Origin of the sequence: Streptomyces sp. NPDC007875 (assembly GCF_042868035.1) — a bacterium.
GTDB classification, from domain to species: domain Bacteria; phylum Actinomycetota; class Actinomycetes; order Streptomycetales; family Streptomycetaceae; genus Streptomyces; species Streptomyces antimycoticus.
In genome coordinates this window covers 39,220-51,931 of sequence record NZ_JBIADZ010000033.1, presented here as the reverse complement: position 1 = coordinate 51,931, position 12,712 = coordinate 39,220, and the positions used below count along the sequence as shown (strand labels likewise).

Sequence of the window (12,712 nt, the reverse complement as noted above, 5' to 3'; positions counted from 1 at the left end):
GGGTGGGCCCGCTGGGCTTCAGGGGCTCGGCTGGCCGGTCACGGTTTCCCGGATGCGGGCGGCGATCTGGCGCAGGCGGGCTTCCGGCAGTCGTGTGGTGGGTCCGGCGACGGCGATGGCGGCGCGTGCCCGGCCCTCTTCCCACAGGGGTACGGCCGCGCAGGAGATGTCCGGGTGGTAGTCGGCCAGGTCCAGGGCGTAGCCCTCGGCGCGGGCCTGCTCCACGCGGTCGGCGGCCTGCCGCCAGGCCGTGGGCTGGTCGACCGCGAGGCGGCTGCGCAGATCGGGCCGGCCGGACAGGAGAGCGTGGCCGATGGCGGTGCCGAGCAGAGGTTCGCGGCCACCGATCGGGATGGTCAGTCGCAGCGGGGTCCGTGCTTCCACGGCGTCGAGACAGAGGTATTGGGCACCGGCCGGGACGGCCAGATAGCAGGTCTCCCCGGTGTCCTGGGTGATCTTCTCCAGGGCGGGGCGGAGGCGTTCGCGCAGCAGGTCGTCGGCCACTGAAGCGCCGCGGGCGAGGTCGGTGAGGCGGTCGGTGAGGGTGTAGACGCCGCCGCGGGAGGGCTGGGCGACGTATCCGAGCTCCTGGAGTGTGGCCAGCAGGTTGTGAGTAGTGCTGCGGTTCAGCTGGGCGGCGTCCGCGATGTCGCTGAGCCGAGCCCCGCGAGGGGTGGCGGCGATGGCCTCCAGGAGCTGGAACGCACGTTGCACCGACTGGATCATTCCCACTCCCATTCATCATTGTGGAATCTAGGTACTGATTCTAGCTATGAAATTTGACATGCAAAAACGGACCCGTATGGTGGAGGCGTTCAGTATCGCTAGATGAGAGCCAGACTATGCGCTGGTTTATTCAACATGGAGGAATCGATGATGGAGTCCGCGCAGCGGGTCATGGAAGAAGTCACCACTGCCGCTCGGCAGCGGGGGGTCGCGGTCAGCGTTGCGGTCGTCGACCAGGCCGGCCACCTCGTGGCCTTCCACCGGATGGACGGCGCGCTGGCCGGGCCGATCGACGTGAGCATCAAAAAGGCCCGTACCGCGGCACTGTTCGGCACCGACAGCGACGTCCTGGGTCAGGGCGCGCGGCCGGGCGGCGCGATCTACACCCTGGAGCACACCAACGGCGGCCTGATCAGCTTCGGCGGCGGCGTGCAGCTGCGCCGGGCGGACCAGAGCATCGGCGCGGTCGGCGTCGCCGGGGCCTCGGTGGAGGCCGATGAGGAGTTCGCCCGCCTTGGTGCCGCGGCTCTGCGTTGACCGCCCCGGCCGACGGGCCCGGCCCGTCGGCCGCCCCCATACGAAGGACCCTTGGATGTTCCGCCTGCTCTCCCTCACCCTCGCCGCCTTCGCCATCGGCATAAGCGAGTTCGTCCTCGTCGGCCTGCTCCCGGCCATCGCCGCCGACGTCCACGCGGACCTTGGCACCGCCGGTCTGCTGGTGACCGTCTATGCCCTGGCCATCACGGCGTTCTCCCCGCTTCTGACGAGTTGGCTGAGCCGCTACGACTCCCGCGCCATGCTCGCCGGCCTCATGGCCCTGTTCGCCCTCGGCAACCTCGCCGTCGCCGCCTCCCCGAACCTGACCGGCCTCATGCTCGGCCGCGCCGCTGCCGGGGCCGCCCACGGAACGGTCTTCGCCCTCGGTGCTCCCGTCGCCGCCTCTCTGGTCCCCAAGGACAAGGCCGGTCGGGCGATCGCCCTGATGTTCCTCGGCCTGACCGTCGCCATGGTCATCGGCGTCCCCGCCGGCACCGCAATCGGCACGGCCATCGGCTGGCGCGCCACCTTCGCCCTCGTCGCCGCGCTCGGTCTGGCCGCCGCGCTCACCCTCTGGGCGCTGCTCCCGTCCGCCTCCGGCGAACGAGGCGTACTCCTGCGCGAACAGCTCGCCTTGCTGGCGCACCGGCCACTCGCGCTCACCTATCTCGTCACCGCCCTGGGCTTCGGCGCCACCTTTGCCGTCTTCACCTACCTCGAACCCCTGCTCACCCGGCACGCCGGCTACACCGCGCCGGCGGTCACCTGGATTCTGGTGCTGTTCGGCGCCGCCACCGTGGCCGGGAACCTGGCCGGCGGACGCCTGACCGACCGCCGCGGCGCCGTCCTCACCATCCGCATGGCCCTGACCGGCCTGATCGTGTCCCTGGTCGCGCTCCTGGCCACCCAAGGCCACTCGGTCGCCGTCGCGGTCAACATCGCCGTCTGGGGTGTCTTCGCCTTCCTGATCTCTCCCGCGGTGCAGACCCACGCGGTGGCCCTCGCCTCCGTCCATGGCACAGGAGCGGAGAAGGCCGCCAGCGGCCTGAACATCGCCGCCTTCAACGCCGGCATCGCCACCGCCTCATTCGCCGGCGGCCTCGTTCTGGACCATGGCGACCCCGCCCGTACTCCATGGGTGGCCATCGCTCTGGCCCTGGCCGCGCTTGTGGCCACAACGGGCATCGCCGCACACCATGCCTCGCGGAGCGGCGCAAACGCATCTGGCTGTGGGGTGGGGGCATCGCTCCGGTGATGCGAAGCGGATCAGCAGCGCCGTCACAGAGTGCCGAGACCGGCGGCGTCCCCCGGCCCCGCGCTGGAGGAAGTGGGAAGTGGCGGGCGGTCGTCTCTCGCACAGGCCTGGACGGAGTCGCGCACCGCCTGCGTGGCCCTGCCCTCGCGGAGTGTGCAGACGGGAGCGATCGGCGGCTCGTCGGCCTTGCGCACGATGTCCTCGACCGCGAGTCGGCCCAGCTCGGCCAGTGGCGGCCAGGTCGGTGAGCATCGCGCCGACGATCGCCTCCAGGTCCACCGCGGCCTGGGCCAGCTGGTCGCGGGCACGGCGAAGACGATGTCGCGGCACCCCAGGCCGGGCATGTGCTTGGTGAGGTTGTACGCGGTCGCCTCGTTGTCCACGATGATCTGGGTTGTCACGAAGCCGCGTGGCGCGAGGCTCACAAGCCGTGTGCCCTCGCCCACCGCTCGGTTGACCTCCCGGTCCAGGTCAGCCGTGCCGGGAGAGCCTTCGATGTCGCTGCCGCAGAAGACGATTCCGGGCGCCCCATGCTCGCGGAGGACCTGGAACTTGGTGCGCTCCTGATAAGGGTCGCGGTTGGCATTCGCAAGGATGGTCACATACCCGCACTCCGCGGCAGCGATCTCGAGCAGCCCGCCGTCATCATCATGCCGATCGGACCCAGCGGCGGGGCCGGACCGGAGCATTCGGGGTCGAGGGAAATGCTCGGCATGCACTTCCCCGGGTGAAAGCCGTCGTCCCTTCCGACCCCTGGGACGCCAAGGCGCTGTTGAAGGCGGCGATCCGGGACCCCGATCCCGTGCTCTTCTACCCGAGCAAGCAACTGGACTGGACGCGCGGGCCGGTCTCCACGGACACCGAGCACCTCGTGCCGCTCGGACAAGCCACCGTCCGCCGTACCGGCGGAACAGCCACTGTGATCACGTACGGGTGCATGACGCCCGGCGCCGTCGAGACGGCCGGGATTCTCGCGCCCGAGGGGAACGAGCTGGACCTCATCGATCCATCGGGGTTCACGGCGCCAGGACGAGGGATCGGCATGCGGCCGGGGTTCCCCAGGCATCACGGAGGGCGCGGGCCTTGCGGATCCACAGGGACAGATCCAGCTCCTCGGTGTAGCCGAGCGCGCCGTGCACCTGCAGGGCCGTGCGCGAGGCGGCGTAGGCCGCCTCGCCCGCGGCCACTTTCGCCGCCGCGCACTCCCGGCGGGCGGACGGGGCGTCCGAGGTCAGGGCCAGGGCGGCGGAGTGGACAAGAGGCTGGGCGAACTCCAGCGCGAGGAGAACGTCCGCCAGACGGTGCTTCACGGCCTGGAACGCGCCGATGGCGACTCCGAACTGGGTGCGCTGGGCGGCGTACGCGACGGTACGGTCCAGCAGCGCGCGGCCGAGCCCCAGGGCCTGGGCGGCCGTTGTCAGGGCCGCCACATCCGTGGCGTACGCGGTCGCTGCCCGGACCGTGGGCCCCTCGACGAGGACCGTTGCGCCCGTCGGGCGGGACAATCGGCGGGCCGGATCGGAGGAACGCTGCAGCGGGCCGCACCCCGCTGCCAGCCATACGGTGTCGTCCTCGACGACGAACACGGCATCGGCCGCGTCCGCGTCGAGCGCGTAAGGGCTCCCGGCATCGGGCGCGCACAGGGATACGAGCGCCGCGCCGGTGGCAATCCGCGGCAGCCACGTCTCGGCGCGGGCGCGGTCGCCGAGCCGGTCGAGGAGGGCCGCCGCGGCAACGGTTTCGACCAGTGGGCCCGGTACGGCGTGGCGGCCCAGTTCGGTGAAGGCGACGCTCAGTTCGACGGGCAGCGGGCCCAGGCCCTCGTGTCGCTCCGGTACGGCGAGGCCGAAGACTCCCGCCTCGGCGAGCCGGTTCCACAGGGTGCGGCCGGGGCCCGCGTCCCCGGCCGCCCAGGACCGTATCGTGCCCGGTGTGTCCGACGAGCCGAGCATGCCGTCCAGGGTCTTCGCGAACGCACGCTGCTCGGCGTCCAGGAGGAACCGCATCACCGGCGTCCTTTCGGCAGGCCGAGCAGCCGCTCGGCGATGATGTCGCGCTGGATCTCGTTGGTTCCGGCGTAGATGGGGCCCGCGAGGGAGAAGGTGTAGCCCTCGGCCCAGCCACCGTGTGCCGGCGCTTCCGCGGCGTCATCGGCAAGCTCCCCGTAGGGGCCGAGCAGGTCGAGGGCGGTCTCGTGGAGCGCGATGTCCAGCTCCGACCAGAAGACCTTGTTGAGGCTGGACTCCGCGCCGATCGACTCTCCGGCCGCGATCCGGGAGACGCTCGCGTAGGCGAAGAGTTCATACGCGCGGGCGCCGATCATCGCGTCGGCCACGCGGTCGCGCAGGGCCGTGTCCGACGGGTCGGCCTCATCGCGCCACAGCCGCGCCAACCGGTCCGCGGCGGCCGTGAAGCGGCCGGGGCTGCGCAGGGTCAGCCCGCGCTCGCTGCCCGCGGTGCTCATCGCCACGCGCCAGCCCTCACCCGGCTCTCCGATGACGTCCTCGTCGGGCACGAAGACATCGTCCAGGAAGAGTTCGGCGAAGGCGGGCTTGCCGTCGAGGCGTCCTATGGGCCGCACCGTCACGCCTGGCGCGTCCAGGGAGAACATCACATACGTCAGCCCTCGGTGCGGCTTGTCCGCCGCCGGATCACTGCGGAAGAGGCCAAAGGCCCGGTCGGCGAAGGCGGCCCGTGATGACCAGGTCTTCTGACCGCTCAGGCGCCAGCCGCCCTCGGTGCGCTGGGCCGTGGAGCGCAGACGTGCGAGGTCGGAGCCCGCCTCCGGCTCGGACCAGGCCTGAGCCCAGATGACTTCGCCACTCGCCATGGGCGGCAGGACGCGGGCGCGCTGCTCCGGTGTGCCGTGCTCGAAGAGGGTGGGGGCGAGGAGATTGATGCCGTTCTGGCTGACCCGGCCGGGTGCGTCCGCCGCGTAGTACTCCTCCTCGAAGATCAGCCACTTGAGGAGCGAGGCGCCCCGGCCGCCATATTCCTCGGGCCAGGAGACGACCGACCACCGGTCCGCGAAGAGGGCGCGCTCCCACTCCCGGTGGGCGGCGAACCCCTCCGCGGTCTCCAGGGAGGGCAGGCGAGAGGTGGGAACATGTGCGCCGAGCCAGGCGCGGGCCTCCGCCCGGAAGGTGTTCTCGGCGGTGCTGAAGTCGAGATCCATCAGGTACCGGCCTCCTTCATCGCGTGGATGTCCATCCCGCCCAGCGAGTCGGGGGCGGTCTCCGCGTTGTGCGCGTGCGCGAGATGGTGCGGTCCGAAGACCGAGTCCCGCCCGGTGTGCAGGCCCTGCAGGTCCTCGGCCTGGTCGACGGCGCGTTCGGCCGGCGCCGGCCCCAGGCGTGGCATGTCGGCGATGCGCGTCGCCAACTCCATGGTGCGCTCGGCGAGTTCGGCGCGGAGAACGACCCGGTTGACCATCTGGACCTCGTACGCCCGCTGGGCGCTCGTCCGCTCGCCGGTGCGGAGGAACTCCTTGGCGATCCGCGGGGCCATCACCCACGGGTGTGCGAAGTGCTGAACCGAGGCGATGACCGGCTCGGGCAGCTCACGCCACCGTCGGCACATTCCCGGACAGACCTCGGACTCGTGGGCGAAGCGGCTCTCCGCGTCCGTCTTGTCCGAGTGGTCCCACCACGCTCCGGCTTTGCGGTCGAAGGGCAGATGGGCGTCCCGCTCGGGGGTGCCGATGCCGTGCCCGGCGGAGAAGTGTTTCCCCGGCCCGGCGAGGATCACCACCTTGATCTCGTTGTCCTCGGCGGCGCGACAGGAGGCGCGGTCCAGGGCGTAGGTCATGGCGGAGTTCCGGGCATTGCGGTACTCCGGCCGGTTCATGGTGACGAGTGCGACCGGGCCCCGCGTCTCGCGGTGCGCCGGTTCGTCATGGGCAGCGGGCATCCCGCACGCTCCTTTTCTAACAAGTGTTTGGTAGGTTACCGTACGGCCATAAGCGCCGTCGAGGTTCGAGGAGGCCCACGTATGAGTGCCATCGGCCCGCCCCCGTATGTCCCCGGCCACGCCCTGCTCGACGGCCGCACAGCAGTGATCACCGCGGCCGCGGGCGCCGGGATCGGTGGGGCCACCGCGCGCAGATTTCTCGACGAGGGCGCCCGCATCGTCATCGGTGACGCCCACGCGCGCCGGTTGAAGGAGACGTGCGACGCGTTGTCCGAGGAGTTCGGCGTCGACCGGGTCGCGGGCCTGCCCTGCGATGTCACCGACGAGCGGCAGGTCGCGGATCTGCTCGACCTCGCCGAGGAGCGGCACGGGCGCCTCGACATCGTGGTCAACAACGCCGGGCTCGGCGGCACTGCCCACCTCACCGAGATGACCGACGACCAGTGGGGCACGGTCCTCGACGTCACCCTGAACGGCACCTTCCGCTGCACCCGCGCCGCGCTGCGCCGGATGAAGTCGGCGGGCGCCGGAGGGGTGATCGTCAACAATGCCTCGGTGGTCGGCTGGCGCGCGCAGGCCGGGCAGGCCCACTACGCCGCCGCCAAAGCGGGAGTCATGGCGCTGACCCGCTGCGCCGCCGTGGAGGCGGCCGACTACGGCGTGCGGATCAACGCGGTCGCCCCGAGCCTGGCGATGCACCCCCATCTGGTGAAGGTGACCACGGCCGAATTGCTGGCCGAGCTCACCGAGCGCGAGGCGTTCGGCCGCTATGCCGAGCCCTGGGAGGTCGCCAACGTGATCGTCTTCCTGGCCGGCGACTACTCCTCGTACATGACCGGCGAGATCGTCCCGGTCAGCAGCCAGCGGGCGTGAGACGACAATGGCCGGGTGCCGAACACAAGGAACACCAGCGTGCCGGGGACCGGCAAGAAGAAGACCACGATGAGCCCGTCGCCCGCGCGGCGTGCCGAACTGCTCGCGGTCGCGGCCGATGTCTTCGCCGAGCAGGGCTACAGCGCGACCACCGTCCGGCAGATCGCGGACGCCGCGGGAATGCTCGCGGGCAGCCTCTACTACCACTTCGACTCCAAGGAGTCGATGCTCGACGAGATCCTGTCCGGCTTCCTGGACGAGCTGTGGGCCGGATACGACGCCGTGCTGGAAGCGGATCTCGCCCCCCGGGCGACCATCGAGGCCCTGGTCACCGAGTCCTTCCGGGAGATCGACCGGCATCGCGCCGCCGTGGCGATCTACCAGAAGGAGTCCCGACACCTGTCCGCGCAGCCCCGCTTCGCCTACCTCGCCGCAGCGCAGGAGAAGTTCGAGAAGGCGTGGCTGGGGACGTTGGAACGCGGCGTCGCGGCCCGCGCCTTCCGTGCCGACCTGGACGCCCGGCTCACCTACCGCTTCGTACGGGACACCGTGTGGGTCGCCGCGTCCTGGTACCGGCCCGGCGGACAGCACAGCCCCGAGGAAATCGCCCGCCAGTACCTGTCGATGGTGCTGGACGGGATCGCCGTACAGACATAGAGACCCCGCGAAGGAGCAGCAGCCATGGCCGAGGCATTCATCGTCGAGGCAGTACGCACCCCCGTCGGCAAACGCGACGGCACCCTGTCCGCCGTGCACCCCGCCGACCTCGGCGCCCATGTGCTGAAGGCGCTGATGGCGCGCTCCGGCGCCGACCCCGCCGCCGTCGAGGACGTCGTCTTCGGCTGCCTGGATGCCGTCGGCCCGCAGGCCGGGGACATCGCGCGCACCTGCTGGCTGGCCGCCGGGCTGCCGGAAGAAGTACCCGGGACCACGGTGGACCGCCAGTGTGGCTCCTCCCAGCAGGCCCTGCACTTCGCCGCGCAGGGCGTGCTCTCCGGCACTCAGGACCTGGTGGTCGCGGGCGGGGTGCAGAACATGTCGATGATCCCCATCGCCTTCGCCAGCCGCCGGGCCGCCGAACCGCTCGGCCTCGACGACGGCCCGTACGCGGGCTCCGAGGGCTGGCGGGCCCGCTACGGCGACCGGCCCGTCAACCAGTTCTACGGAGCGGAACTGATCGCCGAGAAGTGGGGCATCAGCCGGGAGGCGATGGAGGAGTTCGCGCTCCGCTCCCACCAGCGTGCGATACGGGCCATCGATGAGGGCCGCTTCGACCGCGAGCTCGTCCCGTACGGGGAGGTGACGACCGATGAGGGGCCGCGCCGGGGCACCTCACTGGAGAAGATGGCATCTCTGGCGCCGGTCGTCGAGGGCGGCCGGCTGACCGCCGCTGTCTCCTCGCAGGTCTCCGACGGCGCCTCCGCGCTGCTCGTCGCCTCCGAGCGGGCGGTCGCCGAGCACGGCCTGACACCGCGCGCCCGCGTCCACCATCTGTCGGTACGCGGCGAGGACCCGATCCGGATGCTGTCCGCCCCCATCCCGGCCACGGCCTACGCCCTGAAGAAGTCCGGGATGTCACTCGACGACATCGACCTGGTGGAGATCAACGAGGCGTTCGCGCCCGTCGTGCTGGCGTGGCTGAAGGAAACCGGCGCGGACCCGGAGAAGGTCAACGTCAACGGCGGCGCCATCGCGCTCGGCCACCCGCTCGGCGCGACTGGCACCAGGCTGACGACGACGCTGCTGCACGAACTGGAGCGCACCGGAAGCCGGTTCGGTCTGCAGACCATGTGTGAGGGCGGCGGCCAGGCCAATGTCACGATCATCGAACGGCTCTGACGCGCACCACCCGCCTGCCGCCACCGGCCCGAGCGATCGGGGCGGCGGCGGCAGGCGGATCGGCTGGTGTGGAGGGGCGCTCAGGTGGCCTGGGGCAGACGCTCGAGGACGGTATGCGCCTCAGCCATGATCCCCTCGACCAACTCGGCGCACGACGGCAGGTCCTCGATGAGGCCCGCGACCTGTCCCGACGCCATCACCCCGAGGTCCGTGCGGCCGTCGACCATGGAGGCCCGCAGCAGCATCGGAGTGTTGGCGGCCAGCAGGACCTGACTCCAGGTGAGCTCCTTGCCGTGCTTCATGGCCAGACCGTCACGGACCATCCGCGCCCAGCTCAGGCCGGACAGCTTCCTGAAGGACGCGGCGTGGCGCACGGCGCGCAGCAGCGCGGCCACCCGGCCGGAACGCTCCAGGGTGTCGACCAGTTCGCTGCGCAGCATCCGGTGGGGGAGCCCGTCCACCTTCGTGGTGACCGTGACGTCCTGGACCGAGGCTTGGAGATAGCGGGCCTGCACGGCGCGCGGGACGGTGCTGTCCGACGTCAGCAGGAATCGGGTGCCCATCGCCACCCCCGCCGCCCCGTAGGCGAGCGCGGCGACCAGGCCGCGGCCGTCGAAGAAGCCTCCCGCGGCGACGACGGGGATGTCCACGGCGTCCACGACCTGGGGCAGCAGCACGCTGGTGGCGACGTTGCCGGTGTGACCGCCGCCCTCACCGCCCTGGACGACCACCGCGTCCGCGCCCCAGGCGGCGACCTTCTCCGCGTGCCGGCGCGCGCCGATGGATGGGACCACGATGACTCCGGCGTCCTTGAGCCGGGCGATCAGCTCTCGGGAGGGTGCGAGGGCGAACGAGGCCACCCGCACGCCCTCCTCCACGATGATCCGTACCCGCTCGGCCGCGTCCCCCGCGTCCGCCCGCAGATTGACCCCGAACGGCGCGTTCGTACGGGATCTGACCTCGCGGACCGCCGCCCGCAGCTGATCCGGTGTCATCGTCGCCGAGGCGAGGATGCCCAGCGCTCCGGCGTTCGCCGTGGCCGAGACGAGCCGGGGCCCCGCCACCCAGCCCATGCCCGTCTGGACGATGGGATGGCGGACCCCGACCAGCTTCGTCAGTGGCGTCGCGATCGTGACACCGCTCATGCCCTCACCTCGCGGTCGCGCAGCCCCTTCGGGTCGAGAACCTCCCGGATCAGACGCAGTTCCTCCGCCGACGGCATACGGGTGTGCGGCACCTCATCCGGGACGGCCAGCGGGAAACCGGTGGCCTCCCGCACCTGGTCCACCGTGACGCCGGGATGCACGGAGCACAGCCGCAGGGAGCGGTCGGGAGTGGCGAAGTCCAGCACCGCCAGATCGGTGATGACACGGCGGATCTCGTGGAAGCGCGTCGTCATGGGCTCGGCGGCCGCCGCCCGGTCGTAGCCGACCCCCGAGACCATGTCCACCCGCTCGACGAAGACGCGTGGCGAGTGCCGGGGGACCCAGTAACTCGTCGGGTTGTTCAGCGTGTTGACGGGGGCGCCGCGTACGCCGAGGAGCTGCCGTCGTGGCTTTGCCCAGTCGCCGACGCACGAGATGTTCTGGTTGCCGTAAGCGTCGAGCTGGCTGGCGCCCATCATGACGTGGCGCCGCCCACCGGCGACCATCGCCAGGTGCTTGCGGTACGGCAGCCAGCCCTCGGTCACCCGCGACGCGCCCCCCACCGCCGGGACGTCGCCGATCAGCAGCGCCTCACCATCGGTCAGCAGCAGGTCGGGGGAGAAGGTGAGCTTCGCCAGCCGCGCGCCGATCGTGGGCACGGTGCCCATCGGGCTCGCCAGGATCTCCCCGTCACCGCGCCACGCCTCGGCGCAGGCCACCACGCAGCATTCGGCGCGGGTCACACTCTCGCTCATGTGGCCTCCTTGGCGAACGCCGCGACAGCGGCCTGATAGGCGTCTTCGTCTCCCGAGAGGAACTGCGCGGTGAACCGTCGCCACGCCTCGGGATCGGCGGCGGCCTGCGCGTACGCACGCTGGAAGACCTCGTCGCGGTCGTAGTCGGGGACGCATGAGGTGAAGTGCGCACCGCCGGGGGCCTCGACCACTCCGCTGACGAACGCCCGGCTCACCAGCAGGGTCTGCGGGCCGTGTTCCGCCCGCAACTCCGCGCTGTCCACGATCCGTTCGCAGGAGAGATACGCCTGGTCCGCGGCCTCGCAGAACAGGTCGTCGAAGTAGGGATCGGGCCCGAGGTACTGGCCGTTGCCCTGCGCGTCGGCCCGGTTGAGATGGACGAGCGCGGCATCCAGGCGCAGCGCGGGGACGGCGACGAGTTCCTCGCCGTCGTCGTACGGGGAGCGCACGGTGCGCAGCTGCGGGTTGACCTTCATCACATCCGAGCCGAGGCCCGCCCGGATCGGCATGAACGGCAGGCGGTGCCCGGCCGCGGTCAGCCCCCACATGAACATCGCCTCATCCAGCTCCGTCATCTCGAACGCGCCGCGCTCCCGGGCGGAGCGGAAGTGCGGTTCGAGAGGTATGGAGTCGAGCGTGACGAACGCCGCGATCAGCTTGCGGATTTTCCCGGCCGCGGCCAAAAGGCCGACGTCCGGGCCGCCGTAGGAGACGACGGTCAGATCGGCGATGTCCGAGCGCAGGAGGGCCCGTATGAGAGCCATGGGCTTGCGCCGCGATCCCCAGCCGCCGATGCCGATCGTCATGCCGCTCTCCAAGCGGGCGACGACCTCATCGGCGGTCATGGTCTTGTTCCTGCTCATGGCTGCCGCTCCTCCTCTCTGTCCTTGTCCGTGCCGAAGGCGGCGCGGACCCGGTCGGCGACCCCGCTGAGGTTCGCCTCGAAGGTGAACCCCTGCTCGAAGCGGTAGCTGCGCCGGACGTCCACGGGGTCGATACCGTTGATGGCGGCTTTGGCCAGCCGCAGCAGATATCCATCCTTGGCGGCGATCTCGCGGGCCAGCTCCAGGGCCGCACCCCGTAATTCCGCGCGCGGGACGACCTTCCACACCGAGCCGTGCCGATGAAGCTCCTCGGCGGTGGCGGTGCGCGAGGTGTAGTAGAGGGCGCGCATCAGATGCTGGGGGACCAGCCGTGTCAGATGGGTCGCGGCCCCCAGCGCGCCCCGGTCCAGTTCCGGCAATCCGAAGACCGCGTCCTCGCTGGCCACGATCGCGTCGGAGTTGCCCGCCAGTCCGATGCCACCACCGAGGCAGAAGCCCTGTACGGCCGCGACGACCGGGACTTCGCATTCGTACACAGCGGCGAACGCCTCGAAGCAGCCGCGGTTGGCTCCGATCAGGGCGCCGTGGCCGTCGTCGCGCTGCATTTCCTTGATGTCCACGCCCGCGTTGAAACCGCGTCCGGCTGCGGTGAGGACGACGCACCGCACGCCAGGGTCCCGGCCCGTCACGCGTATCGCATCGGCCAGGTCGTACCAGCCCCGCACGGGCAGGGCGTTGACGGGCGGAAAGTCGACGGTGACAACGGCGACGCCCTTTTCCGTCTCGGAGGTGGAGACACCCATGAGCGCATCAGCTACCTTTCTACCAAGCATTTGTTAGGCACGGTAG

At 70.9% G+C, this 12,712-nt stretch carries 14 protein-coding genes; 5 read left to right on the top strand and 9 right to left on the bottom strand.

Annotated elements, in window-relative coordinates; all coding sequences use genetic code 11:
- Positions 1–18: 18 nt before the first annotated feature.
- Positions 19–714, bottom strand: a complete 696-nt coding sequence (locus ACFYOY_RS41675; protein WP_351901624.1) for an IclR family transcriptional regulator — start codon at positions 712–714, stop codon at positions 19–21.
- A gap of 114 nt (positions 715–828) precedes the next feature.
- Here ACFYOY_RS41675 and ACFYOY_RS41670 point away from each other — a divergent pair, with 114 nt between their 5' ends.
- Both ACFYOY_RS41670 and ACFYOY_RS41665 read left to right on the top strand, forming a co-directional pair.
- Positions 829–1,263 carry a heme-binding protein gene (locus ACFYOY_RS41670; RefSeq protein WP_388592964.1) on the top strand — a complete coding sequence of 145 codons (435 nt, stop codon included), beginning with the start codon at positions 829–831 and terminating at the stop codon, positions 1,261–1,263.
- Positions 1,264–1,318: 55 nt separating this feature from the next.
- The gene (locus tag ACFYOY_RS41665) at positions 1,319–2,518 is read left to right on the top strand and encodes an MFS transporter (RefSeq protein WP_351901620.1); all 1,200 of its coding nucleotides are present in this window, start codon (positions 1,319–1,321) and stop codon (positions 2,516–2,518) included.
- Between the two features lie 23 nt (positions 2,519–2,541).
- Here ACFYOY_RS41665 and ACFYOY_RS41660 read toward each other — a convergent pair whose 3' ends face one another.
- From ACFYOY_RS41660 to ACFYOY_RS41645, 4 genes are all read right to left on the bottom strand, one after another.
- Positions 2,542–3,120 (bottom strand): hypothetical protein, encoded by a 579-nt coding sequence (locus ACFYOY_RS41660; RefSeq protein WP_388593045.1) that lies wholly within the window; start codon positions 3,118–3,120, stop codon positions 2,542–2,544.
- A gap of 414 nt (positions 3,121–3,534) precedes the next feature.
- Positions 3,535–4,524: an acyl-CoA dehydrogenase family protein gene (locus tag ACFYOY_RS41655; protein WP_351901616.1), complete on the bottom strand. Its 990-nt coding sequence runs from the start codon at positions 4,522–4,524 to the stop codon at positions 3,535–3,537.
- Complete coding sequence (locus tag ACFYOY_RS41650; RefSeq protein ID WP_388592959.1) at positions 4,524–5,693, bottom strand: acyl-CoA dehydrogenase family protein; 1,170 nt, start codon at positions 5,691–5,693, stop codon at positions 4,524–4,526. Before ACFYOY_RS41650 ends, ACFYOY_RS41655 begins: the two co-directional genes overlap by 1 nt.
- Positions 5,693–6,427: an enoyl-CoA hydratase-related protein gene (locus ACFYOY_RS41645; RefSeq protein ID WP_351901612.1), complete on the bottom strand. Its 735-nt coding sequence runs from the start codon at positions 6,425–6,427 to the stop codon at positions 5,693–5,695. Before ACFYOY_RS41645 ends, ACFYOY_RS41650 begins: the two co-directional genes overlap by 1 nt.
- Positions 6,428–6,517: 90 nt before the next feature.
- On the opposite strand from ACFYOY_RS41645, the gene ACFYOY_RS41640 reads away from it, so the two are divergent.
- From ACFYOY_RS41640 to ACFYOY_RS41630, 3 genes are all read left to right on the top strand, one after another.
- The gene (locus tag ACFYOY_RS41640) at positions 6,518–7,300 is read left to right on the top strand and encodes an SDR family oxidoreductase (protein WP_388593040.1); all 783 of its coding nucleotides are present in this window, start codon (positions 6,518–6,520) and stop codon (positions 7,298–7,300) included.
- 69 nt (positions 7,301–7,369) lie between these two features.
- A complete protein-coding gene (locus ACFYOY_RS41635; RefSeq protein WP_351901720.1) occupies positions 7,370–7,957 on the top strand; it encodes a TetR/AcrR family transcriptional regulator in 588 nt (195 codons plus the stop codon).
- Between the two features lie 24 nt (positions 7,958–7,981).
- Positions 7,982–9,139, top strand: coding sequence for an acetyl-CoA C-acetyltransferase (locus tag ACFYOY_RS41630; protein WP_351901610.1), 1,158 nt, complete (start codon positions 7,982–7,984; stop codon positions 9,137–9,139).
- An 80-nt stretch (positions 9,140–9,219) separates the two neighbouring features.
- Here the strand turns inward: ACFYOY_RS41630 and ACFYOY_RS41625 are convergent, their stop codons facing one another.
- The 4 genes from ACFYOY_RS41625 to ACFYOY_RS41610 are packed head-to-tail and all read right to left on the bottom strand — an operon-like array spanning position 9,220 to position 12,666.
- A complete protein-coding gene (locus tag ACFYOY_RS41625; RefSeq protein ID WP_351901608.1) occupies positions 9,220–10,284 on the bottom strand; it encodes a nitronate monooxygenase in 1,065 nt (354 codons plus the stop codon).
- Positions 10,281–11,039, bottom strand: a complete 759-nt coding sequence (locus ACFYOY_RS41620; RefSeq protein WP_351901606.1) for a CoA-transferase — start codon at positions 11,037–11,039, stop codon at positions 10,281–10,283. Before ACFYOY_RS41620 ends, ACFYOY_RS41625 begins: the two co-directional genes overlap by 4 nt.
- Entirely contained in the window at positions 11,036–11,902 is an 867-nt protein-coding gene (locus ACFYOY_RS41615; RefSeq protein WP_351901604.1) for a CoA-transferase, read from the bottom strand. The genes ACFYOY_RS41620 and ACFYOY_RS41615 overlap by 4 nt, the downstream gene beginning before the upstream one ends.
- Positions 11,899–12,666, bottom strand: a complete 768-nt coding sequence (locus ACFYOY_RS41610) for an enoyl-CoA hydratase family protein (protein WP_351901602.1) — start codon at positions 12,664–12,666, stop codon at positions 11,899–11,901. The genes ACFYOY_RS41615 and ACFYOY_RS41610 overlap by 4 nt, the downstream gene beginning before the upstream one ends.
- Between the last annotated feature and the right edge of the window lie 46 nt (positions 12,667–12,712).

Bases quoted from the DNA above. Each gene is read 5' to 3' on its own strand.
- ACFYOY_RS41670 (WP_388592964.1), top strand. From the start codon at position 829: ATGAGAGCCAGACTATGCGCTGGTTTATTCAACATGGAGGAATCGATG.
- ACFYOY_RS41665 (WP_351901620.1), top strand. From the start codon at position 1,319: ATGTTCCGCCTGCTCTCCCTCACCCTCGCCGCCTTCGCCATCGGCATA.
- ACFYOY_RS41655 (WP_351901616.1), bottom strand. From the start codon at position 4,524: ATGCGGTTCCTCCTGGACGCCGAGCAGCGTGCGTTCGCGAAGACCCTG.
- ACFYOY_RS41650 (WP_388592959.1), bottom strand. From the start codon at position 5,693: ATGGATCTCGACTTCAGCACCGCCGAGAACACCTTCCGGGCGGAGGCC.
- ACFYOY_RS41645 (WP_351901612.1), bottom strand. From the start codon at position 6,427: ATGCCCGCTGCCCATGACGAACCGGCGCACCGCGAGACGCGGGGCCCG.
- ACFYOY_RS41635 (WP_351901720.1), top strand. From the start codon at position 7,370: ATGAGCCCGTCGCCCGCGCGGCGTGCCGAACTGCTCGCGGTCGCGGCC.
- ACFYOY_RS41630 (WP_351901610.1), top strand. From the start codon at position 7,982: ATGGCCGAGGCATTCATCGTCGAGGCAGTACGCACCCCCGTCGGCAAA.
- ACFYOY_RS41625 (WP_351901608.1), bottom strand. From the start codon at position 10,284: ATGAGCGGTGTCACGATCGCGACGCCACTGACGAAGCTGGTCGGGGTC.
- ACFYOY_RS41620 (WP_351901606.1), bottom strand. From the start codon at position 11,039: ATGAGCGAGAGTGTGACCCGCGCCGAATGCTGCGTGGTGGCCTGCGCC.
- ACFYOY_RS41615 (WP_351901604.1), bottom strand. From the start codon at position 11,902: ATGAGCAGGAACAAGACCATGACCGCCGATGAGGTCGTCGCCCGCTTG.
- ACFYOY_RS41610 (WP_351901602.1), bottom strand. From the start codon at position 12,666: ATGGGTGTCTCCACCTCCGAGACGGAAAAGGGCGTCGCCGTTGTCACC.